This is a genomic window from Sneathiella sp., from assembly GCF_036960985.1.
GTDB lineage: Bacteria > Pseudomonadota > Alphaproteobacteria > Sneathiellales > Sneathiellaceae > Sneathiella.
In genome coordinates this window covers 60057-82597 of record NZ_JBALWD010000007.1, presented here as the reverse complement: position 1 = coordinate 82597, position 22541 = coordinate 60057, and the positions used below count along the sequence as shown (strand labels likewise).

21 protein-coding genes are annotated in these 22541 nt (G+C 46.8%); 12 read left to right on the top strand and 9 right to left on the bottom strand.

Annotated elements, in window-relative coordinates:
* The first annotated feature begins 2 nt into the window (after positions 1 to 2).
* The 5 genes from V7723_RS05785 (at position 3) to V7723_RS05765 (ending at position 4399) form a co-directional block, all read left to right on the top strand.
* The gene (locus V7723_RS05785; protein ID WP_335683491.1) at positions 3 to 908 is read left to right on the top strand and encodes an amidohydrolase family protein; all 906 of its coding nucleotides are present in this window, start codon (positions 3 to 5) and stop codon (positions 906 to 908) included.
* A complete protein-coding gene (locus tag V7723_RS05780) occupies positions 905 to 1261 on the top strand; it encodes a protocatechuate 4,5-dioxygenase subunit alpha (protein WP_335683490.1) in 357 nt (118 codons plus the stop codon). The genes V7723_RS05785 and V7723_RS05780 overlap by 4 nt, the downstream gene beginning before the upstream one ends.
* 1 nt (position 1262) lies before the next feature.
* Positions 1263 to 2108 (top strand): class III extradiol dioxygenase family protein, encoded by an 846-nt coding sequence (locus tag V7723_RS05775; RefSeq protein ID WP_335683489.1) that lies wholly within the window; start codon positions 1263 to 1265, stop codon positions 2106 to 2108.
* A gap of 130 nt (positions 2109 to 2238) precedes the next feature.
* Positions 2239 to 3729: a glycerol kinase GlpK gene (glpK, locus tag V7723_RS05770; protein WP_335683488.1), complete on the top strand. Its 1491-nt coding sequence runs from the start codon at positions 2239 to 2241 to the stop codon at positions 3727 to 3729.
* 46 nt (positions 3730 to 3775) lie between these two features.
* Positions 3776 to 4399 carry a 2-hydroxychromene-2-carboxylate isomerase gene (locus tag V7723_RS05765; protein ID WP_335683487.1) on the top strand — a complete coding sequence of 208 codons (624 nt, stop codon included), beginning with the start codon at positions 3776 to 3778 and terminating at the stop codon, positions 4397 to 4399.
* 13 nt (positions 4400 to 4412) lie between these two features.
* Here V7723_RS05765 and V7723_RS05760 read toward each other — a convergent pair whose 3' ends face one another.
* The 4 genes from V7723_RS05760 to ugpB form a co-directional block, all read right to left on the bottom strand.
* On the bottom strand, positions 4413 to 5501 hold the full coding sequence (locus V7723_RS05760) for a sn-glycerol-3-phosphate import ATP-binding protein UgpC (RefSeq protein WP_335683486.1): 1089 nt from the start codon (positions 5499 to 5501) through the stop codon (positions 4413 to 4415).
* A gap of 18 nt (positions 5502 to 5519) precedes the next feature.
* Complete coding sequence (ugpE, locus tag V7723_RS05755; protein ID WP_335683485.1) at positions 5520 to 6368, bottom strand: sn-glycerol-3-phosphate ABC transporter permease UgpE; 849 nt, start codon at positions 6366 to 6368, stop codon at positions 5520 to 5522.
* The gene (gene ugpA, locus V7723_RS05750; RefSeq protein ID WP_335683484.1) at positions 6368 to 7249 is read right to left on the bottom strand and encodes a sn-glycerol-3-phosphate ABC transporter permease UgpA; all 882 of its coding nucleotides are present in this window, start codon (positions 7247 to 7249) and stop codon (positions 6368 to 6370) included. The genes ugpE and ugpA overlap by 1 nt, the downstream gene beginning before the upstream one ends.
* 76 nt (positions 7250 to 7325) lie before the next feature.
* The gene (gene ugpB / locus V7723_RS05745; protein WP_335683483.1) at positions 7326 to 8642 is read right to left on the bottom strand and encodes a sn-glycerol-3-phosphate ABC transporter substrate-binding protein UgpB; all 1317 of its coding nucleotides are present in this window, start codon (positions 8640 to 8642) and stop codon (positions 7326 to 7328) included.
* Positions 8643 to 8888: 246 nt separating this feature from the next.
* On the opposite strand from ugpB, the gene V7723_RS05740 reads away from it, so the two are divergent.
* The 7 genes from V7723_RS05740 (at position 8889) to V7723_RS05710 (ending at position 17255) form a co-directional block, all read left to right on the top strand.
* The gene (locus tag V7723_RS05740) at positions 8889 to 9785 is read left to right on the top strand and encodes a LysR substrate-binding domain-containing protein (protein WP_335683482.1); all 897 of its coding nucleotides are present in this window, start codon (positions 8889 to 8891) and stop codon (positions 9783 to 9785) included.
* 68 nt (positions 9786 to 9853) lie between these two features.
* A complete protein-coding gene (locus V7723_RS05735; protein ID WP_335683481.1) occupies positions 9854 to 10777 on the top strand; it encodes a bifunctional helix-turn-helix transcriptional regulator/GNAT family N-acetyltransferase in 924 nt (307 codons plus the stop codon).
* Complete coding sequence (locus V7723_RS05730; protein ID WP_335683480.1) at positions 10774 to 11685, top strand: DMT family transporter; 912 nt, start codon at positions 10774 to 10776, stop codon at positions 11683 to 11685. Before V7723_RS05735 ends, V7723_RS05730 begins: the two co-directional genes overlap by 4 nt.
* Positions 11686 to 11724: 39 nt before the next feature.
* The gene (locus V7723_RS05725) at positions 11725 to 12837 is read left to right on the top strand and encodes a dimethylsulfoniopropionate demethylase (RefSeq protein WP_335683479.1); all 1113 of its coding nucleotides are present in this window, start codon (positions 11725 to 11727) and stop codon (positions 12835 to 12837) included.
* A 3-nt stretch (positions 12838 to 12840) separates the two neighbouring features.
* Positions 12841 to 14154, top strand: coding sequence for an O-acetylhomoserine aminocarboxypropyltransferase/cysteine synthase family protein (locus V7723_RS05720; protein WP_335683478.1), 1314 nt, complete (start codon positions 12841 to 12843; stop codon positions 14152 to 14154).
* 3 nt (positions 14155 to 14157) lie between these two features.
* Positions 14158 to 14958, top strand: a complete 801-nt coding sequence (locus V7723_RS05715; protein WP_335683477.1) for an alpha/beta fold hydrolase — start codon at positions 14158 to 14160, stop codon at positions 14956 to 14958.
* Positions 14955 to 17255, top strand: a complete 2301-nt coding sequence (locus tag V7723_RS05710) for a 3-hydroxyacyl-CoA dehydrogenase/enoyl-CoA hydratase family protein (protein WP_335683476.1) — start codon at positions 14955 to 14957, stop codon at positions 17253 to 17255. Before V7723_RS05715 ends, V7723_RS05710 begins: the two co-directional genes overlap by 4 nt.
* A gap of 25 nt (positions 17256 to 17280) precedes the next feature.
* Here V7723_RS05710 and V7723_RS05705 read toward each other — a convergent pair whose 3' ends face one another.
* The 5 genes from V7723_RS05705 to V7723_RS05685 all read right to left on the bottom strand — a co-directional run bounded on the left by V7723_RS05705 (position 17281) and on the right by V7723_RS05685 (position 22525).
* Positions 17281 to 17625 (bottom strand): RidA family protein, encoded by a 345-nt coding sequence (locus tag V7723_RS05705; RefSeq protein ID WP_335683475.1) that lies wholly within the window; start codon positions 17623 to 17625, stop codon positions 17281 to 17283.
* A gap of 17 nt (positions 17626 to 17642) precedes the next feature.
* Complete coding sequence (gene gtdA / locus V7723_RS05700; protein WP_335683474.1) at positions 17643 to 18692, bottom strand: gentisate 1,2-dioxygenase; 1050 nt, start codon at positions 18690 to 18692, stop codon at positions 17643 to 17645.
* A gap of 10 nt (positions 18693 to 18702) precedes the next feature.
* A complete protein-coding gene (locus tag V7723_RS05695; protein WP_335683473.1) occupies positions 18703 to 19878 on the bottom strand; it encodes a 3-hydroxybenzoate 6-monooxygenase in 1176 nt (391 codons plus the stop codon).
* Positions 19879 to 19930: 52 nt separating this feature from the next.
* Entirely contained in the window at positions 19931 to 20893 is a 963-nt protein-coding gene (locus V7723_RS05690; RefSeq protein ID WP_335683472.1) for a hypothetical protein, read from the bottom strand.
* A 120-nt stretch (positions 20894 to 21013) separates the two neighbouring features.
* Positions 21014 to 22525: an adenylate/guanylate cyclase domain-containing protein gene (locus tag V7723_RS05685; RefSeq protein WP_335683471.1), complete on the bottom strand. Its 1512-nt coding sequence runs from the start codon at positions 22523 to 22525 to the stop codon at positions 21014 to 21016.
* Between the last annotated feature and the right edge of the window lie 16 nt (positions 22526 to 22541).

The window sequence follows — 22541 nt, the reverse complement described above, 5'->3', positions numbered from 1 at the left end:
ACATGGATGCAGATTATCTTCCATTTCATCCGAATCCTGCGAAACCGTCTTTTGTGGCACCGCCTGGTGCAGTCGATGCGCATTGTCATGTATTCGGCCCTGCAGTTACCTTTCCGTATGCTGCCGAGCGCAAATACACACCTTGTGATGCGCCAAAATCCAAATTGGTCGAACTGCGTGACCATCTCGGATTTTCCAGGAATGTGATTGTCCAGGCCTCTTGCCATGGCCGAAACAATGCTGCCCTCTTGGATGCCCTGGTTTCATCAAATGGTCTTGCAAGAGGTGTTGCCGTCATTGACCCCGATATCTCAGATATCGAACTTGAGAAAATGGATGCCGCAGGTGTTCGAGCTGTTCGGTTTAACTTTGTCAAAAGGCTCGTGGATTCGACGCCAAAAGAAATCTTTCTAAGGATTGCGGATCGAATTGCTAAGCTTGGTTGGCATATCGTCGTCTATTTCGAAGCCCCCGACCTAGAAGAACTCGTCCCGTTTCTAAAAAAACTACCTGCTATCGTGGTAGTCGATCATATGGGGCGACCGGATGTTCTTAACAATCCATCACATCCGGACTTCCAACGCTTTGTCAAGCTCATGGAAGACAATCAAAATTTTTGGACAAAAGTCAGCTGCCCCGAAAGGTTGACGACGCAGGGGCCACCATATGACGACGTCATTCCTTTTAGCCGTATTCTAGTAGAAATGTTTCCGGATCGGGTTTTGTGGGGTACGGACTGGCCGCATCCAAATATGAAATCCCATGTACCCGATGAAGGAATGCTAGTTGACATCATCCCGAAAATTGCGAAAACCACGGAACTTCAACATAAACTGCTCGTAGCGAACCCAATGCGGCTATATTGGCCAGAGGAAATCGCTGCATCATCGAAAGGACTTTTGCCATGACACAGCTTCGGAAAAGTAATCCTATTCCGGGCACCATGATATTTGATGGTGATATGGCAATGAAAGGATATGCGTTGAATAAAATGTGTTTCTCTTTCAATTCAGCTGAAAACCGCAACGCGTTCAAAGCAAATGAAGACGGTTATTGCGATAAATATGAAATTACAGATGCGCAACGGGCTGCCGTTAAAGCAAGAGATGTCCTGGAACTTTTGAAACTTGGCGGAAATATTTACTATCTGGCAAAGTTGACTGGGATGTTTGGACTAAACATGCAAGATATTGGCGCCCAGCAATCCGGTGTTTCGCTTGACGATTTTAAAGCAAAACTTCTTGCGGCAGGAGAGCAATAATATGGCGAGACTACTCGGCGGAATTGGAAGTTCACATGTCCCGGCAATCGGCAATGCGATTGAGCAAAACCTTCAGCAAGATCCCTATTGGAAACCGTTCTTCGCTGGTTACGAACCTGTTTGGGACTGGCTAGAAGAAAAGAAGCCTGATGTCGCAATCCTTGTCTACAATGATCACGGTCTCAATTTCTTTTTGGATAAAATGCCAACATTTGCGATCGGCGCTGCTTCTGAGTATCAAAACTCTGACGAAGGGTGGGGCTTGAAACCTCTGGAGCCCTTTCCGGGCCATCCTCCGCTGTCCTGGCATCTCATAAATTCGTTGGTAAATGACGAATTCGACATTACGAGTTGCCAAGAAATGTTAGTTGATCACGGGTTTACGGTCCCAATGTCGTTGATGTGGCCTGATCGAAAACTTACGGATCAGATTAAGGTTATCCCTGTATGTGTTAATGTCGTTCAATCTCCCTTTCCGACAGCAAATAGATGTCTGCGATTAGGCGAAGCCATCGGACGAGCGGTCGAAAGTTATGGGGAAGATCTGGATGTCGTTATTCTAGGTACAGGCGGATTGTCACATCAATTGGATGGGGAAAGAGCAGGTTTTACGAACCGCGCATTCGACACCGAGTTTTTAGAAAAACTAACCAATGAGCCCGAATGGCTATTGCAATATAGCAATCATCAACTTGCTGAACTGGCAGGGCCACAGGGCGTTGAGATGATTATGTGGCTGATCATGCGGGGAGCTCTTGGCAAAGAAGTGAAGGAGCTTTCTCGAAACTACCACATCCCAATTTCCAACACGGCCGCTGGCGTTATTCTACTGGAAAAGACAGCGTAAATTTTGTTAATCGAGGTTTGCTGCCCATTTCTATTTTGTCAGATATCATAGAACAAGCTAGCACTTCATGAAATTCAATGGCAAAATATACGCTCCAGAAAATTCAACATGAAAAAAAGAAAGTGCCTGAATGTCACGTTATATTCTCGCCTTTGATCAAGGGACCACGTCGAGCCGAGCCATAATTTTCGATAAAGACTATTTATCAGTTGCTACTGGCCAACAGGAATTCACCCAACATTATCCAAATTCCGGTTGGGTTGAACACGACCCGGAGGATATTTGGCGGACGACTGTGGAAACCGGCAAGCAGGCGTTAGCAAATGCCCAAATTGACATCAAAGACATAGCCGCCATTGGTATCACCAACCAACGTGAAACAACGGTGGTTTGGAACCGTGCAACAGGTAAACCCATATATAATGCGATTGTTTGGCAAGATCGGCGGACAGCAAATTTATGTAATGAGCTTAAGCAAAAAGGGTTAGAGGAAACTTTTTCTGAGAAAACAGGACTGTTGTTAGATCCTTATTTTTCCGGCACCAAAATCTCGTGGATTTTGGATAATGTAGATGGCGCTAGGGATCAGGCTGAAAAAGGAGAACTTGCTTTTGGAACAATTGACAGTTTTCTCCTGTGGCGCCTGACTGGCGGAAAAATACATGCGACGGACGCCACAAATGCTAGCCGCACACTGATTTATGATATTCACGCGGGTGCTTGGTCCGATGAATTGTTGGAAATATTGCGTATTCCTAAATCGTTACTCCCGGAAGTTAAAGACAGTGCAGCTGAATTTGGCGCTTTAGATCCTGAATTATTTGGAGCTGCCATTAAAATTACGGGCGTGGCTGGAGATCAACAGGCCGCAACAATTGGCCAAGCTTGTTTCGATCCTGGAATGATGAAATCAACCTATGGAACGGGTTGTTTCGCATTGTTAAACACCGGGGATACACCTGTTAAATCTAAGCATAAACTTTTAACAACGATTGCCTATCAGCTTGACGGCAAGACAACTTATGCGCTCGAAGGATCCATTTTCGTCGCCGGGGCTGCTGTTCAGTGGCTTCGAGATGGCTTGGAAATAATTAGCCATGCAGGACAATCCGGTGAATTCGCCGAGGAAGCAGATCCGACTCAAAATGTTATAATGGTTCCGGCTTTCGTCGGGCTGGGTGTTCCCCATTGGGATGCAGAATGTCGCGGCGCAATTTTTGGTTTAACGCGAGCTACTGGGCCGCGAGAATTCGCAAAAGCTGCTCTTGAAGCTGTCTGTTACCAAACCCGCGATTTGCTTAACGCCATGCATGCAGATTATGCAGGAAACCTGGAGACTGTGCTCCGCGTCGACGGCGGCATGGTAGCCTCTAATTGGACCATGCAACGACTAGCAGATATGCTAGGTGCGCCGGTTGATCGTCCTGTTTCTGCTGAAACTACAGCTTTGGGAGCCGCTTACTTAGCTGGCTTGCACATAGGCTTTTACCCGGACCCTGAAACTTTTTCAAAGGCCTGGAAATGTGAAAAACAGTTCACGCCCTCGTGGTCAATCGAACAGCAAGAGGATGCCTATGCCCGGTGGCAAGATGCTGTCCGCAGGACGCTTACAAACTATTGAACTAGTTCCGAATTGGCGCCAAAACTTAATAAAAAGAAAGCACCTCATGTCAAAAATCGAATATTTTTACGCCGGTTACTCCGCCTTCGCATATATCGGCTCCGCCGCCTTCATCAAAATAGCTGCAGACGCTGGACGTGAGATCGATCATCGTCCAGTAGATTTACGTGCTGTCGTTGCTGCTATGGGACCAACCCAGTTTGGAAAGCGTTCACCAGCTCATATGAATTACTATTTTGGCAGAGAAATCGAACGGTGGGCGGAACAACGAGACATTCCAATTATGGACGGTACACCGACTTACCACAGCAATGATATTACACTTTCTAATTGTATGTTGATTGCCGGATTGGTGCAGGGTCTAAATATCGACACATTAGCTCATGAAATGTTGCGAGCTCACTGGGTAGATGATTATGACCTTGATAATCGGGCAGATCTTATAAAAATAGGTCATACCGTTGGTTTAGACCCAGAGTCTTTACTCGAAACTGCGGGAACCAGCGAAGTGAAGAAAATTTATGCAGACAACACGAAAGAAGCAATTGAACGTTCGGTTTTCGGATCGCCGACCTATTTTGTCGATAGCGACATGTTCTACGGTCAGGACCGCCTGGAACTGGTTGCACGCGCGCTCAAGATACCCTATGCCGGAAAATGGCCCAAATAGCCTCGATTACTGCTTAATCCTCGAGACGCTTTTCCGTCGCCGGATCAAACAAATGCAAATGATCCGGTGATACGCGGATAGGTAGCGCGTCCCCTGGATTAATATATTGAATTCCCTCAATGCGAACGGTCAGAGTGGATTTACTTTCCCCAAAATGGCCATGGATTAAGGTGTCCGCTCCAAGATGCTCTATCATTGATGCAATCAGCGGAACGGCATCCACCTCATCCCTAGCCAGCTCAAGATGTTCCGGGCGGATGCCTAACGTTACATCTTTGCCGGAATGCTTTGGCATTCCGCCATTTCCAAGCGGCAATGCAGCCTGACCTGATATGGTAACATTCTTACCTTCGGCATCTATTTTTGCGTCCGCGAAATTCATGCTGGGCGATCCAATAAATCCAGCAACGAATAACGATGCAGGTCGTAGGTAAAGCTCAATCGGCGTTCCCAGTTGCTCGACATATCCCGCGTTTAATACCATCAAACGGTGACCAAGGGTCATTGCTTCAACCTGATCATGCGTGACATAGACGCTGGTAATACCAAGTTCAGACTGCAGTTGCTTGATCTCAAGGCGCATTTGGACCCGCAGCTTTGCATCGAGGTTTGACAAAGGTTCATCAAACAAAAAGACGCTGGGTTCCCGAACAATTGCCCGACCCATTGCGACACGCTGCCGTTGCCCACCACTTAATTGTTTTGGTTTACGGGTCAGCTGTTCTTCGGTCAACTCCAGAATATCGGCTGCTTTTTTAACACGTTGTTCAATTTCTTCTTTAGGCAGCCCCATGATTTTAAGGCCATAGGCCATGTTCTTGTATACGCTCATATGTGGATAGAGGGCATAATTCTGAAAAACCATCGCGATATCCCGTTCCGATGGCTCAAGATCATTTACCCGCCGATCACCAATACTTACGGATCCTTCTGTCACAGATTCAAGCCCTGCTATCATCCGAAGAAGGGTAGATTTACCGCAGCCCGATGGCCCGACAAGAACTAGAAATTCCCCCTCTTCGATAGCCACATCCACGCCATGGATCGCTTTAAATCCATTAGGATAGGTTTTTCGAACATCTTCAAGAATTACGCGTGCCATAATATCGCTTTCTTTATCTTATTTCTCGGTTTCCGTCAGACCTTTGACGAAGAGGGTTTGCATAAATACGACGACACAAACAGGTGGTATCATGGCCAATAGCGCTGTCATCATGATAACATTCCATTCCGGCGCCTGCTCTGCCGCTTCCAGCATCTGCTTAATACCCATCACCACCGTATACATGTCGTTATCTGACGTGATCAGGAGTGGCCATAAATATTGGTTCCAGCCATAAATAAACAGGATGACAAACAGTGCTGCAATGTTTGTGCGAGACATAGGGATTAGAATGTCCCAGAAGAACCTCATGGGTCCGGCACCGTCTATGCGCGCGGCTTCCAGCAATTCGTCCGGAATCGTCAGAAATACCTGTCGGAACATAAATGTTGCTGTTGCCGATGCAATAAGTGGGAGGGACAGGCCCCAATAAGTGTCCAGCATTCCAAGGTTTGCCACGACCTCATAGGTTGGTAAAATTCGTACTTCCACAGGTAACATCAGGGTAATGAAGATCATCCAGAAGAAAAACATCCGGAAGGGAAAGCGGAAATAAACGACGGCAAAGGCTGACAGCAATGAAATCACAATTTTTCCAACAGCGATCATCATTGCCATCACAAGACTGTTCCACAACATTCTAGTGACGCCTTGCCCGCTTTGCCCCGACATGCCTTTATTAAGGGCCAAATCGAGATTTTCGAAGAAGTAGCCACCAGGCAGCAATGGCAATGGGATTTGCGTCATACGAATGTCAGTATGCGTCGCCGCCACGAAGGTAACCCAAATCGGAAAAGCGATCATCGCAACACCGAGAATCAGTATCAGATGCGAGAAAATAGTAAGAAGGGGCCGATTTTCTATCATTAGTATGCCACCTTCTTTTCTACATATTTGAACTGGACTACGGTCAGACAGATTACGATAAACATCAGCACTACAGATTGGGCTGCGGACCCACCAAGATCCAGCCCGACGAAACCATCGCTGAACACTTTGTAAACCAGAATATTTGTCGCCCCTGCCGGGCCACCAGCGGTCATAACGTGGATGATACCGAATGTATCAAAAAACGCGTAGACGATATTGATAACCAGAAGGAAGAAGGTGGTGGGTGACAATAGCGGAAAAATAATATCCCGAAACCGTTTTACCGGACCGGCACCATCAATGGCAGCCGCCTCTATGAGTGATTTGGGGATCGACTGCAACCCTGCCAGGAAGAAGAGGAAATTATACGCTACCTGCTTCCAAGCCGCTGCCATAACGACGAGCGCCATGGCTTCGCCGCCGTTTAATTTATGGTTCCAGTCATAGCCCATGGCCGACAAGCCGTAAGCGACAATACCCAAGGTCGGGTCAAACATGAAAATCCAGAGCGCCCCCGCTGTTACAGGCGCGACGGCATAGGGCCAGATAAGCAGGGTTCTATAAGTGCCGGACCCCTTGATAACTCGATCTGCAAGAACTGCAAACAAAAGCGCGAAGGACATGGAAAGGATTGCGACGAGTGTCGAAAATACAATTGTCCGGCCAAAGGAATTTCGATATTGCTCCTCACCAAACAGAGTAACAAAATTTTCAAACCAGACAAACTCAGTCTTCAAACCGAAGGCGTCCTGAATCAATAGCGATTGATAAAGAGCCTGACCTGCAGGCCAGATAAAAAAGACGATCGTGACGATTATCTGCGGCGCCACTAGTAAAAATGGCAATACCGAAGGCCCAAAATGAACATTCTTCAGCATAAAGCTAAGATCCCCTTTAAAAATCCGTTGCGGCTTTCAAAGCCGCAACGGACGATAGATTGAAGTTTATTGAACGTTAGGATCCGTTCGCACGTTCAAACTTCCGAAGCAGAACATCGCCGCGTTTTGCAGCTTCATCCATGCCTTCAGCACCGGTCTTGTCGCCACTCCAGATAGCTTCCATTTCTTCGTTGATAACGTCTCGGATTTGAACAAAGTTACCGAAACGGATACCACGAGAGTTTGGTGTCGGCGTATTCAAGCTAAGCTGTTTGATCGCCGTATCCGTACCAGGGTTTGATTTGTAGAAACCCTGTTTCTTTGAAAGCTCATACGCGGGCGTGGTAATCGGCACATAACCTGTTTCCTGATGCCACCAGGCTTGTACTTCTGGTGACGACAAGTAGTTCATGAATTGAGCAACACCTTTATATTCATCTGCTTCTTTGCCTTTTAGAACCCATAATGTTGCTCCCCCAATGATAGAGTTTTGAGGCGATTTAATAACTTCTGGATAATAAGGAAGCATCGATTGGCCAAATTCAAATTTTGCCTGTTTCTTAATTGAGCCATAGTAAGCAGAGGAATTCATCCACATTCCACATTCACCGTTTGTAAACATGGACAAGCTATCACCACGACGGCCGCCATATACAAACAGCTTATCTTTAGACCAGTCCTGCAAATTCGTCATATGAGTCTTTACGATATCATTGTTAAATTCGAAGATTGTGTTGGTTCCCGTAAAACCGTTTTCCTCTGTGCCCATTGGCAAATTATGCCACGAGCTGAAGTTTTCGACCATAACCCAAGACTGCCATCCAAAAGAGAAGCCGCATTTATATCCAGCAGCAACAAGTTTTTCGGAGGCGGTTTTCATTTCAGGCCACGTTTTTGGGACGGAAGCAACGCCAGCTTTTTTGAAGGCATCGGCATTATACCAAAGAACAGGCGTCGAGCTGTTGAACGGCATAGAGAGGAGTTCACCACCTGATGTCTGATAGTAGCTGATCACGGCCGGCAGATACTGAGATTTGTCGAAAGGCTCGCCCGCATCTTTCATCATCTGTTCAACCGGATAGACAGCGCCCTTGGCGGCCATCATCGTCGCTGTACCGACTTCGAATACTTGCACGATATGAGGCTGCTTCTTCGCGCGGAACGCTGCGATCGCTGCTGTCATTGTTTCGGTGTAATTGCCTTTAAAAGTAGGAACAACCTTGTAATCGGATTGTGTCGCGTTGAAATCCGCAGCAATTTTATTGACGCGTTCACCATTGGCGCCGCCCATGGCATGCCACCACTGTACTTCCGTGGCAGCGGATGCCAGGCCCGCGCTACTTGCGACTGCCGCAAGAACAGCAGGGACAAAAAGTTTTTTGAATATCGACATTAATCTTTCCCTTAAGGTTGATTGAATAGCCCCGGGAAAATCCGAAGCTTGAATATAATTATTTCTGACGGAGACAACCCTTCCCCTCTTTCAGGGTAACCGTATTTGTTAGCCCTTCAATGACCGTTTAATGATAGAGGGCAAATCATCTCATAAATTTGGCGTTTTTGGGAGTTTATGATAAATCAAAGGAATAACTCTATAACATGGTGTTATGGAAGGCGAAGAAGTTTTGGGTATTTTGTAATGAATCGGTTGCGACAACTAGAGGCGTTTAGGGCAGTTATCATTTCCGGTGGTGTTACACCGGCCGCCAGTATGTTGAGCATTTCACAACCAGCAGTCAGCCGTTTAATTGCAAGTTTGGAATCAGCCTTAGAATTGCCCCTTTTCGATCGCCGTCAAGGCCGTCTGCACCCAACAGCCGAAGCCGATTTTTTGTTCGCCGAAGTTGACCGTGCAATCGCAAACCTTGAACATATCTCCCAATTGGCAGCCGATATTCGCAATCAAAAGGCAGGCCATTTGAGAATAGCCTGTCTCCCAGGTTTTGCGACATCATTGCTCCCTCGGGTGGTTTCAGAGTTTTTGGAAAACAGACCGGATGTAACGATGTCAATACAAACGCGTAGTTCGGACAGGGTAAGGGAATGGATCGCGGCACAGCAATATGACATTGGTATAGCTGACGAGTTTGAGGGGCATGACGCTGTCAACCATGATTCCTATAACATTCGTAGCGTCTGTGCTCTTTCCTCGAAGCATCCACTGGCTAGAAAACCCGTCATCACTGTCCGTGATCTTGATAATGTACCCATGATTATTCAGGATCGCGAAAATCGCTTTTACCGCGCTATAAAATCCGCATTTGATTCCGCTGGCGTCATTCTCAATCAACGTGTCGAGGTACGACAGTTCGCTACCGCCTGTATTTTGGCTGAACAAGGTACAGGAGTTGCAATCGTCAGCTCTATAGACGCGGCGGAGTATATCGGCAAAGGCCTAGTAACTCGCCCTTTCGAACCGGAATTACCTTTTCGCCTCGATATCCTTTATCCCAAATATCATCCGCGTTCTCTTTTGATGCAAGATTTTATAGGAAATTTTCTAAAAGGCTTGAAGCCTTTCATCTTACCAGATTAAGGCAGTTTAGTAATTTAATTGACTCAGTCCACTAAATTACTAGATTAATCCTGATACAGGAGTAGACAATGAAAAATTCCATATCAGATATTGATGCAATTCGACACTTCAACAGATTCTACACGCGGCATGTTGGAGCCCTTAATGAGAGCCTGCTAAACAGTGACTTTACGCTTACTGAAATGCGTATCCTTTATGAACTATATGCAGGAGAGAGTTTAACGGCGGCAATGTTGAAAAAAGATTTGTCGCTAGATGCTGCCTATTTGAGCCGAATTATAAAAAAATTTAGTACTAAAAAACTAATTACTACGAAACCAAGTACGTTGGACAGGCGTAAAACTATCCTCTCGTTGACCAATTTAGGTCGCGCTACTTTCATCCCATACCTTAAATCTTCGCAACAGGAAGTTGACACTATTCTTTCTGGTTTATCTGATCAGCAAAGAAAAGAATTGCTTCGTTCAATGAGATCCATTTTGACAATTTTAAGTGATGAACCCGTTGCGCCAAATGTCTTCCATATCCGTTCTCATCGGCCAGGGGATATTGGTTGGATTATTCACTCGCATGGAAAATTCTACGCTGAAGAGTACGATTTTGACGCTACGTTTGAAGCGATGGTTGCGCAAATTGCCGGAAGGTTTCTAGAAAAACATGACCCAAAAACAGAACATTGCTGGATTGCTGAAAAGGATGGCCAAATTCTCGGATCAATTTTTCTGGTCCGAAAGGACGACGACACGGCTAAACTCAGAATGCTCTATGTCAGTGCTGACGCCCGAGGCGATGGTGTCGGACGACAATTAATCAGCACATGCCTGAGCTTCGCCCGCCAAGCGGGATATAAGAAGGTTACTTTGTGGACGAACGACATTCTCACTGCGGCGATCAAACTTTATATCGAAGCCGGTTTCCAATTGGTCCATGAAGAAAAGCATCTCAGTTTCGGTCAAGAACTCACCGGTCAGACTTGGGATCTCACGTTGTGACACAACGAAGCATGGCACTGACGGCAGCAGCTATAAGTGCTTTTATAGTGGGTATTGCACTGGTGGCGACTGGCTCGATTGCGCAGAATGTCGGGCCGGCAACAATTGCGTTTATGCGCTACTTTATTGGCGTTTTACTTTTACTGCCACTGGCCACTGCTGGCAGGTGGCGTAAGGTCCGACCCAGAGACTATGCACCCATTGCGTTGCTTGGAATTTTTCAATTTGCTATTTTGATAGTTCTGCTTAATTTTTCGATTATCCATATTGAGGTCGGGTTAGCTGTTCTGATCTTTGCGACACTGCCTCTCCTCACGATGTTAATTGCAGTTGCGCTAGGTCAGGAAGGTTTCACAATGCGCAAGATAATTGGCATCGTAATTACCATTATTGGCGTCTCAATTGCCGTCGGAAGTACTGCGATCACGGTCGAACTTGGATCTAAGGGTTGGCTTGGGATCGGGGCTGCCTTCTTGAGTGCCTTTACAGGAGCAATTTGCTCTGTTTTCTATAAACCCTATTTACAGCGCTACCCCACGTTACAAATAAGTATTATGGCGATGACGGCATCTGTCCTCTTTCTCTTCGGTCTAGCGATTTACGAGGGAATTCTAGATAATCTAGTCGGCTTTGATGCCTCTATATGGTTGGCGTTCCTTTTTATCGGTATTTGCAGCGCCATTGGGTATTTTACTTGGTTATATGCTCTAACTCATACGTTTCCGTCAAATGTAACGGTATTTATGGGCCTTAGCCCCGTAAGTGCTGCGGTGTTCGGGGCAATATTCATAGCGCAGCCTTTGACAATTCAGGATGTCGTCGGATCTGTATTCGTGGCCGTCGGTCTCATGATATCCTTATGGCAAAAAACAGATGAAAACTCACTGAAAGTAAAACGAGTGCCTTAAGGGCTCGCTCCAACTATGCTCTAATGAAGTGAGGCTACGATGGCGACACATATCACAACGTCCAAGCGACTCCGTTCAACTCCATTTACAAGCCGTGTCGAAGCCTGCGGGGTAAAAGACTATACTGTTTACAACCATATGCTGCTGCCAACTGTCTTTCGGAGTTTGGAAGAAGATTACCAGCATTTATGTGAACATGTACAAGTTTGGGACGTGTCTTGTGAACGTCAAGTCGAAATCGCGGGACCAGATGCGCAAAAACTAGTGCAAAAGATGACACCAAGAGACCTCTCTAAAGCAAAAACTGGTATGTGTTTTTATGTTCCGCTTTGTGATGAAACCGGTGGAATGATCAATGATCCTATCGCTATCAAGCATAACGATGATCTCTGGTGGCTTTCCATTGCCGACACAGATGTCATTCTTTGGGCTAAAGGATTGGCGGCCGGCTTGGGACTAAACGTACAAATTTCTGAACCAGATGTTTGGCCACTTGGTATTCAGGGTCCTAAAGCGGAGGAATTGACAGCAAGGATATTTGGCAGCGACGTGCATGATATTCGTTTTTTCCGCTATAAAATGCTTTCCTTCAAAGGCACGGATATGTTGGTTGCCCGCTCCGGCTGGAGTAAACAAGGCGGTTTTGAAATCTATGTAAATGACGCCGCTCTCGGTCGTGACCTTTGGGACGAGCTTTTCCGGGTTGGTGAAGATTTGAATGTTGGCCCCGGCTGCCCAAATCAAATCGAACGAATGGAAAGTGGTCTGCTTTCTTTCGGAAGTGATATGGGGTTTGAAACGACGCCGTTTGAAGTCGGCCTCGACCAGTATGTCAGCCTAGATGCTGATATTGACAGCCTCAGTATCAATGCCCTGCGCACTCGATATTCAAAAAAGAAACTTGTTGGCATTGTCGTCAATCAGCCGATCGATTTCCTGGACAATTTCATTTATCAGGATGAATCTGTGATCGGAGAAATCACCTCATTGGTTTGGTCGCCTCGTTACCAATCACAATTAGCCTTTGCGTTATGCGATTTATCCGCTATTTCTTCACAAACACATGTTCATGTCCTTAGTAGTGAAGGGCTCAAACAAGCTCGAGTAGCGAAACTACCGTTTGATTTTGAGGCACTCGGCTTAAAAGGATAATTAATGACCAAATCTTCATTTTTGGGTCCAGATACAATCGCATTGCATAGCGGTTATCAGCCAGAAGCCGAACATGGCGCCCGTGCCGTGCCAATTTATCAAACAACCTCCTATGTTTTTGACAGTGTCGATGAGGGTTCGGCACTCTTCAATCTTGAAAAAGGAGGTCACATCTATAGCCGTTTAACCAATCCAACAGTAGCGACATTGGAGCAGAGATTAGCTGCTTTAGAAGGCGGTGTCGGCGCCGTTTGTACCGCTTCGGGTATGAGCGCTATATTTGCGACAGTTGTGAGTCTCTGCTCTGCCGGTGATCATATTGTCAGTGCATCGCAGATTTATGGATCTAGTGTAACGCTTTTCCAAAATACTCTGAAACGATTTGGCATAGATTGTACATTCGTTTCAATTAACGACCAGGAAGCACTTGAGGCTGCGATACAAGAAAATACGAAGATGGTTTTCTGTGAATCCATCGGTAATCCAGGCCTAGAGGTTTCGAACCTTCCTATGATTTCCGCGGTTGCCCATACCGCCGGTATCCCCCTCATAGTTGACGCAACATTCGCAACACCAGCCCTTTGCCACCCCTTCGATCATGGTGCAGATGTTATCATTCACTCCGTCACGAAATGGATTGGAGGGCATGGCGTTGCAATTGGCGGCGCTGTCATCGACGGGGGGAGCTTTGATTGGAAGGCAAGTGGTCGTTTCCCCACTATGACAGAGCCGTTTGAACCCTATCATGGTATTCGCTTTTGGGACGAGTTCGGACCCTCTGCCCTTTCCATGCGGATACGCGTCGAAACCATGCTGAATATAGGCCCGTCCATGAGTCCAAATTCCGCGTTCCTCTTTCTACAAGGACTAGAAACGCTCAGCTTACGCATGAAACAACATGTTGCTAATGCGCATGCTCTTTCCCAATGGCTGGCCGAACAGGAAGCTGTTGCCTGGGTTAACCATCCAGATCTAGAGGGAAGCACTACTCATGGTCTTGCGAAACAACTATTCCCAGAGGGTGCGGGATCCATGCTATGTTTTGGCTTAAAAGGCGGTCGCGATGCTGGCGCCGCGTTTATTGAAAATGTCAAAATCTCCTCTCATCTAGCTAATGTTGGCGACGCCCGGACATTGGTCCTGCATCCGGCGAGTACGACACATTCACGTCTGGATGATGACGCCATGCGCGCCGGCGGATTAAGCCCGGACATGATCCGAGTGTCTGTTGGCATCGAGACATTCAAAGATATTAAGGCTGATTTTGCCTTAGGCATAAAAGCCGCAGCGAAAGTCGCGGCGAAGGCGGAAAATTAAGCCATGTATTTAACAGTTGATAATCAGGAAATTTTCGTCGCGACCGGTGGCGTTGAGTTCGATGCGAACAAGCCAACAATTGTATTTCTTCACGGTGCCGGTATGGATCACAGGGCATGGGCACTGCAAACTCGATATTTTGCCTTTCACGGCTATTCCGTTTTAGCTCCCGATCTACCGGGCCATAGTTTGTCGTCTGGAGAGCCTCTTGATAGTGTTGAAGCAATGGGCAACTGGTTGACGAAGATAGTTGACGCCGCTGGCGCTGAGTACGTGCATCTGGTCGGGCATTCGCAAGGTTTTCTCATCGCTTTAGAAGCTGCCACAGGATTGGGCAACCGCTTGCAATCAATTACCGCCGTCGCAACAGCGGCCGCTATTCCCGTAAATCCTGCACTCATCGAAACTGCTCAAAAATCTCCTGATACTGCTGCAGGGATGATGCTACAATGGGGTTTCGGGCAACGTACACAAATGGGCATGAGCCCCGTCCCAGGCCAACAGCCTATTGCAGTCGGCCGTCAAATCATGTCTAAAAATCCTCTCGCAAAAGATCTCATCGCTTGCAGTAACTATTCGCTCGGGGCTCAACGATCTAAAGAAATTAAATGCCCAACTCACGTTATTCTTGCGGCGGAAGATAAAATGACGCCCGTTAAATCTGGATTGGCTCTTGCTGCGGACTTAGGGGTCACAGCAACAATCATAGAGAATGCGGGGCATATGCTGCCGGTTGAAGCACCCGCCCAATGCCTTGAGGCCATGGGAACTTTTATCCAATCACTTGAGGAAAAACAAGCGTGACGAAAAAAATAAGAAAGGTAGCCGTCATCGGTGCCGGCACGATGGGATCAGGCATTGCTGGACAAGTCGCAAATGCTGGTATCGATGTGCTCTTGCTCGATTTGCCAAGTGAAGGTTCGTCTGTCAATGCATTATCCGAACGAGGAATGGAGCGTTTGCGAGATCCGGCGTCCCCTGGACTGATGAGTGATGAAGCGGGTAATCGTATTGAGATTGGCAACACACGCGATGATTTTCATAAACTGGCGGATTGCGATTGGGTGGCTGAGGCCATTGTTGAGCGCCTGGATATCAAACAAGACCTGTACAGACAACTTAACAAGACATGTAGTGACGACGTTATTGTAACATCTAACACGTCAACAATCCCTATCAGGTTGCTAACAGAAGGCTTACCGCAATCCTTCGCAGAACGCTTTGCCATTACACATTTCTTTAATCCAGTGCGCTTTATGCGCCTTTTAGAGCTGGTGCGTGGTGAACATACGCGTGACGATATAGTGCAAATGTTTGATACATTCTGCGAGCAACAACTTGGCAAAGGTGTCGTCATATGTGCGGATACACCAGGCTTTCTCGGAAATCGTGTTGGTGTTTTTGCCATTCAGTGCGCCTTACATACTGCCTTTGATATGGGGCTTTCCCCAACGGAAGCCGATGCACTTTTCTCGCGCCCTATGGGGATCCCGAAAACAGGTGTATTTGGTCTCTACGATCTGATCGGTATCGATTTGATGGCCGATGTGGCGCAAAGCCTCGTTAACATTTTACCGGCTCATGATGCATTTCACAAATATGGTCGCCCTCTTCCATTAATGACGAAAATGATTGCGGACGGCCGAAAAGGCAATAAATCAGGACAAGGGTTCTATCGCGAAAAAGATGGTGAACGGGAAGTCCTCGATCTCAACAGTGAAGATTACGTTGCTTTTGAAAGACTGGATTTACCCCTAGCAGCGCGTGCCGAACGCAATGGCGTTATCGAACTGTTTAACGACAATAGCCAATATGGTGAATATGCATGGCGTGTTTTATCACAATCTCTTTGTTATGCAGCATCTCTGGTCCCAGAGATTGGGGACGATCCGGTTCCAATCGATGATGCCATGAAGCTAGGCTATAACTGGATACACGGGCCGTTTGAACTTATTGACCAGATTGGTGTTGATCGCTTCATAGATCGACTAGAATTGGAAGGATCGGAAGTTCCGCCCTTTCTTCAGAAAACTCGAGGATCAAGTTTCTACACTGTCGACAATACTGTCCTTCAGAATAAGTGGGAAGATGGTGCATTTCATCCGTTAATTAGAGCCGATGGCGTCTTACGCTTTTCAGAAGTTCGCCAAACCCTCATTCCAGTAAACAAGAATGCATCAGCCAGCTGGTTCGAATATGAAGGTGCGGCCGTGGTTGAATTCCACAGCAAGGCGAACGCGTTGGACGGCAATTCCATGCACATTTTGAGAGATGCCATCACGCAAGCGCCTAAACACGGCCTTAGCGGGATAATTGTACATAATGATGCACAGCATTTTTCCTGTGGTGTGAATCTCGGTGGTGTCAGAGCGTTTTTTGAAAGAGAAGATTATGACGGACTCGATCAGTTTCTTGATCAAGATTTTCAGCAGGTAGTCCTGTCAATGCGGGACTGCCCACTTCCTGTCATCGCTGCCCCTTCAGGATTGTCCATCGGTGGTGGATTTGAGGTCGTTCTGCATGCCGATCATGTTATTTGTCACGCAAATTCGGTGATGGGTTTGGTGGAGTCTCTTGTTGGTGTTGTCCCAGGCGGCGGCGGCTGCAAGGAAAATCTTTATCGGTGGCATGAAAAAACTGAAAACATGGAGAAAGCAGCCTGGAATGCCTTTATGAACATTGGGATGGGGCGCACGGCCACTTCACCCGTCCTCGCGAAACAGCAAGCGATGTTAAGAACAGGCGACGAATTTCTGATGAACCGGGATAGATTGCTAAGCTCTGCCCTCGCCGCGTTGCCAAACGTCAAGAAAGCAGCGCCGCGCGCACCACTTTCTCTCGCGGGCAAAGCATCCTTTGATAAGATGCAGGACTGGCTTAATACGGCAAAAGATAAAGGTATGGTAATGGCCCATGATGTAACGGTAGGTACTGAAATTGGTCGCATCGTCACAGGTGGCAAATGCGAAGCCGGCACTCAAGCAAGCGAGCAAGATTTGTTTGATGCCGAACGCAGAGCTTTTCTAACCCTCGCAAAAACTCCAGAAACTCAAGCCAGAATTGTCAGCATGCTTGATACTGGAAAAACGCTGAGGAACTAGGTTCCCCAGCATTTAGATATGGTTCTTAGTTTGCCGCAACAACAATAATCTCGACTGTGTAATCGGGTGTCGCGAGCGCACTTTCACCGCATGCCCGGGTCGGCGGGTTTACGGGATCAATCCAGGCATCCCAGACTGCATTCATTTCCGCAAAGTCCTTCATGTCTTTAAGCCAGATTGTAGCTTGCAATAGCTTTGATTTATCTGTGCCTGCTTTATCAAGCAAGCTATCTATCTTGCTCAAGACAACTTCGGTTTGCGCCGTGACACTCTCTCCTGCAATGCCAACTTGTCCAGCGAGATAAACCGTGCTCCCATGAATAACAGCCTGGCTCATCCGGGATCCGACGCCTATACGTTCAATACTCATATTTTTTCCTCTATCAGTTAATTATGCTGACGATCTTCACGCCAGTATCCTAATTTTTGCTGTGCGGCACGATCCGAAAAACTAAACAGTACCGCATCGTCACTAACAACATGAGTGACCCATTTCCAACTGGGAACAACAAATATATCCTTCGGTCCCCAGTCAAATTTCTGACCATCGATAATCGTTAATCCACGTCCTTCCGTCACAACGAATATTGTCGCGTCAGTTGACCGGTACGGCGCTGTGGAAAAACCCTTGGGTAAGAGTTGCAAATAGGTTCCGATGGTCGGCATGGCGAAGCCGCCATCCACCGGATTGATATATCGCAATTTGAGCCCGTGGCAAGGATCCCATTCCTCTTGCCGCCTCATGACATCAAGGCTTTCCCGACTTCGCGCATAGGGATAATTAAAAATCGGAGACGCTAAACCGGTTGCATTAAAATCCACCGGCAGCATATTCGCCCCAAATCGAGCTGATGAGTCCCCTGTCCCCTTGCTCAAGGGTTGCGCGTCTTGGTCAAATGTTTCCGCAAAAGAAGCGTCGTACAAAGACACCATAGGAATATCAAGACCATCTAACCAAACCATTGGCTCTTCACTTTGGTTACCATGATCATGCCACGCCATAGGTGGCGTAATCACGAAATCTCCAAAATTCATAATCGTCTTTTCGCCGTCAACGGTGGTATGTCCGTTCGCACCATCCATTACGAAACGTAATGCGGACTGAGTGTGTCGATGTGCTGGCGCAATCTCACCAGGCAGTACCAGTTGCAGTCCGGCATACAGCGAAGTCGTTATTTTGCTGGTTCCGCGCAGCCCAGGATTTTCCAGGACAAGTACTCTTCTCTCCGCCTCTTTTGCCGTAATCAATCCCCCCGATTCCAACAAATAGCGTTTCAAAGGTCCATATTGCCAAAGATGAGGGACGCAGGCACTGCTGGGCTCCGGTGTTACAAGGTCAGATAAGACAGTCCAAAGCGGTGCCAGATGCTCCTTATCAATTTTCTCGTAGAACCGCTCTCTTTCAGTCGTCAAAGCGGGCTTATCTTTATTGGTCATTATTTATCCTCTAGCCCAGCCCGGTTTTTCCATAAATCCAGTCAAGACGCTGATAATATTCTTCCGGACGCCATGATTGTAAGACTTGGTCTCGAACCTTAGCTTTTGCCCCGTCGGGATGGTAAATATATTCACCGATCAAACGTGAACTTATTTGAACACGGGCTGTACGAGCGACACGCTGTGCCTCATAGGCTGCAAGCGCTTCGCTTGTTGTGGCGTTGTTATCCATCATATGAGCCAGACAAACAGCATCTTCCAGCGCCATACAGGCACCTTGTGCAAAATATTGCAACATAGGATGCGCTGCATCCCCCAGCAAAGCGACATTGCCATCACGCCACTGATCAATTGGTTCTCGGTCACACAGAACCCAAAGCTTCCAATCGTCCCCGTGCTCTATAATTTGCCGGGCTTTAGGATGAATATGCTCAAATCCCTGACGTACTTCCTCCTTTGCCACGGGTTTTCCAGCCACCGGATCAGGTGCATCATTATGATAAGTCACAACCAGATTGAAATACTTCCAGCCGGTAAGCGGGTAGTGCACTATGTGACATTTGGGACCAGCCCAGAGCGTCGCCGCATTCCACCTCAAATCTTCCGGCATATGATCAAACGGAATAACGGAACGATACGTAGTATGTCCCGAGACAACCGGATTCCCATCACCAACGAGTTGCCCACGAATTTTAGACCACAAGCCATCTGCAGCAATTAAAAAATCACCTTCGACGTCGTGCTCTCCTTCTATGCTAACGCGAACATGATCTGATATATTTTCGTATGACTGAACATTTTGGGCTGTGCGCAATTGGACCAGTTCACTCTCCTCGCAAGCCTTCAAAAGAACCATGTGTAAGTCAGCACGATGGACGACAGCGTAAGGGTTGCCAAAAAAGGCACGAAAATCTTCACCAAGCGGTATATGTGTTATTTCCTCCGCCGAAACTGCATCCATTAAGCGCAATTTATCGATATATACAGCCTGCGATCTTGCTTGATCTCCAATCCCAAGATAATCAAACGCATGAAAAGCATTGGGGCCCAATTGGATACCGGCACCAATTTCACCAAATCGAGATGCTCGCTCCAGAACGATTGAGTTTATGCCTTTTTGCGCAAGTCCCAACGCCGTCGCCAGCCCCCCAATTCCGCCGCCGGCGATGATCCCTGTTCTCAACATTTAATATTCTTCTCTCATCTATCCACGTTGATTATACAATTACTGATACATATTATATTTTCGGCGCTGGACTCTTGCGAAACTCCTTAAAAATCCATCTTTCGAGTAATGGAGTCAGGTAAATTGGCACCTGATAAAAAGCCAGAAAAACCACCACTCCTGCGAAAACATCTGCAGGCAGAGCCGGTACCATCAACGCAAAGTTACGGTTGCCCGCCAACAAGCCAATACTCGCTGGCATTTTTTCCGGTTTCCTAAACTTACCTGAATGCAAAAATTCCGCCACAAAAGCAAATACAATGTTTGTTCCAAAATTCGCTGCCAAGGCAATGAGACAAACCATGATAGCGACGCTAGGCTCTTTGATTAGAACAGCGCTGCCGGGGCCCATAACTGCCATCAAAAAGGCAAGTAGCAAAATTGTTGTAATGCCATCAAATATCACACCGTTCCGGCGAATTCGATCAACACCCAAGGTGTACCTAAGAATACTGCTGACAATCAGTGCCCCGCCAACGATATAAACTAGTTTGATAAAAATTGTCCAGGCATCAAGATCGATGTCGAACCCTGCAGATAATGTGAGTATTGGCGGAGCAATAAAGGGAAGTAGAAGAGCGCCGACTACTGTAACGTTAAGACAGATTGCGCTGTCCATGCCGATCATCAAGGCAATGTTGGTTGTTGACGCAAGCGGTGGTGCGCAAGCAAACATCATAAGTGCTAGAGCAATATCCGGCGGCGGCGATGTGACTAATACGATTCCCATCATAACTAATGGGGACAAAATAAACATTGCCCCAAGAACGCTTAAGAGAAGTTTGGGTTTCTTCAACTGCGCCACGACGGGGGCAAAATCAACGCGTAAAAACGCGATCCCAAGCAAAGCAGATACAAGCACGGGGAAAGCCGGCATCAGATAAGTGTCAAGTTCCGGTAAAAAGAAAGCGACGACGACACCGGCGGCCAAGATGATGGCAGAATGCTTCCCAAGAAAACGCAACATTAACATCATAATGGAAGACCTAGAATACTTAGGGCAAGTTACTGCCAGATTAAAGCTCTAATCTTAGGAGTGTACTCAACATGTCAATAAAAATATACGGTGATTGGTGCAATAGGTGCTATTCAATTTTTAAACATCCGATATTTCATAAACATCAATTTTGTTAGTTTTGCCGCGCACCGATTTTGCTCCTTTTGAGGTAAAAACAACGCCTGCATCCGTCAAATTGGAGGCAAGAGCGCAGGTTGCACCACTGGCTAATATCGTTGTTCCAAGATCTTTATTCATGGCTTCCAGGCGCGACGCCACATTTACCACATCACCATAGGCAGAATATTCCAGTCGATGATCGGTACCAACAAGGCCCGCAACTACGGATCCGCTATTGATTCCAATACGGGTCGGTAAATAGATATCGTTTGAAAAACCGGTTACCTTCAATATTTCATCCAGTTCTAAAGCACACCGGACAGCATTTTCAGCGTGATCAGGATCTTCTTTAGGTACATTGAAAATGGCGTAAACAGAGTCACCGCTATAGTTCAACACAAGCCCTTCATGTTTCCGGACGGTTTTTGAAACGGTATCGAAATATTCATTGAGAATACCAATGAGTTGAACAGGCTCTATGGATTCAGAGAGCCGAGTAAATCCGACTAAATCCGTGAATAATACAGTAGCCATTCGCAGTTCGCCAGATAAGCGAGGATCGTTCATATCGGTCGAGATCAGAAGATTGGCAACATCCCGGTTCACGAATTTATGCAGTGTTCCACGAATGGCCTCCTTCTCTCTTAACTCTCGGACCATATTGTTAAATTGCCTGGACAACTGACCCAATTCATCGTCCGTCATTTCGGCGACCTTCACAGTGTCCAAATTATTTGAAATACCTCCCATGGCATTTTGCAAATGCTTGAGTGGTTGCGTGAAAGATCGGGTCAGAAAGAAAACGCTAAGGCAAGCCGTAATAACCGTCGCGGCGACGTCCAGTATAATTGCTTGATCCAAGGTTAGCCCTTGTAACGCACGTACATCGACAAAATACAACGCGTCCAGAACGATAATTGAAGCAGGAAGAAACGTAATAATAATCATGCCAAATATGACTCGCACCGCGAATGATCTCCGTTGTGATCGAAGGACCAGGCTATGGCGCTTCAGCAACCACTTACGCGCGTATGCCGCGGTATCCATTCCGATAAAGTAGGCAAATAAAGAAAACTGACAGGCATAAACAAAGGAAAACCAACCTATTGCTGCCAGCAGCTTTTGGTTGGGCACTTCCAAATCACCATTTTTTGGAAGAAGAAAGGTCCCGAAGGAAAAATTCAATCCAACGAAGAACAAGGTAAGGCAAAATACCCACAGACATGCTAACCGAGGTAGATTCCTCAGCCGCCGCGTCAATTTCTTTTTAGAAATAATCTGGTTCTCTTCAGCAAGCCGAACTGGATTGATCAAGATACGGCCGACAATGACGTTTAGGCCGCCCAGAATTATAAGATTCAAAAGAGTTGCTTGACCGAGAACATTCCAATTTCCCGATAAACCGGCATAAAGAAGAGTAAATGCCAGGTCAATCAATGCCAAAGAAGGCAATAGAATCAAAAAATAAGTACTTGGGCGCAGGCCATACATGGAAGTATCTGACAAA

Coding starts and splice junctions, on each gene's coding strand:
- ugpE (WP_335683485.1), bottom strand. CDS start 6,368: ATGATAGAAAATCGGCCCCTTCTTACTATTTTCTCGCATCTGATACTG.
- V7723_RS05715 (WP_335683477.1), top strand. CDS start 14,158: ATGTATTTAACAGTTGATAATCAGGAAATTTTCGTCGCGACCGGTGGC.
- ugpA (WP_335683484.1), bottom strand. CDS start 7,249: ATGCTGAAGAATGTTCATTTTGGGCCTTCGGTATTGCCATTTTTACTA.
- V7723_RS05765 (WP_335683487.1), top strand. CDS start 3,776: ATGTCAAAAATCGAATATTTTTACGCCGGTTACTCCGCCTTCGCATAT.
- V7723_RS05705 (WP_335683475.1), bottom strand. CDS start 17,625: ATGAGTATTGAACGTATAGGCGTCGGATCCCGGATGAGCCAGGCTGTT.
- V7723_RS05760 (WP_335683486.1), bottom strand. CDS start 5,501: ATGGCACGCGTAATTCTTGAAGATGTTCGAAAAACCTATCCTAATGGA.
- V7723_RS05740 (WP_335683482.1), top strand. CDS start 8,889: ATGAATCGGTTGCGACAACTAGAGGCGTTTAGGGCAGTTATCATTTCC.
- V7723_RS05775 (WP_335683489.1), top strand. CDS start 1,263: ATGGCGAGACTACTCGGCGGAATTGGAAGTTCACATGTCCCGGCAATC.
- V7723_RS05785 (WP_335683491.1), top strand. CDS start 3: ATGGATGCAGATTATCTTCCATTTCATCCGAATCCTGCGAAACCGTCT.
- V7723_RS05720 (WP_335683478.1), top strand. CDS start 12,841: ATGACCAAATCTTCATTTTTGGGTCCAGATACAATCGCATTGCATAGC.
- V7723_RS05735 (WP_335683481.1), top strand. CDS start 9,854: ATGAAAAATTCCATATCAGATATTGATGCAATTCGACACTTCAACAGA.
- V7723_RS05725 (WP_335683479.1), top strand. CDS start 11,725: ATGGCGACACATATCACAACGTCCAAGCGACTCCGTTCAACTCCATTT.
- gtdA (WP_335683474.1), bottom strand. CDS start 18,692: ATGACCAATAAAGATAAGCCCGCTTTGACGACTGAAAGAGAGCGGTTC.
- V7723_RS05690 (WP_335683472.1), bottom strand. CDS start 20,893: ATGATGTTAATGTTGCGTTTTCTTGGGAAGCATTCTGCCATCATCTTG.
- V7723_RS05685 (WP_335683471.1), bottom strand. CDS start 22,525: ATGTATGGCCTGCGCCCAAGTACTTATTTTTTGATTCTATTGCCTTCT.
- glpK (WP_335683488.1), top strand. CDS start 2,239: ATGTCACGTTATATTCTCGCCTTTGATCAAGGGACCACGTCGAGCCGA.
- V7723_RS05780 (WP_335683490.1), top strand. CDS start 905: ATGACACAGCTTCGGAAAAGTAATCCTATTCCGGGCACCATGATATTT.
- V7723_RS05695 (WP_335683473.1), bottom strand. CDS start 19,878: ATGTTGAGAACAGGGATCATCGCCGGCGGCGGAATTGGGGGGCTGGCG.
- ugpB (WP_335683483.1), bottom strand. CDS start 8,642: ATGTCGATATTCAAAAAACTTTTTGTCCCTGCTGTTCTTGCGGCAGTC.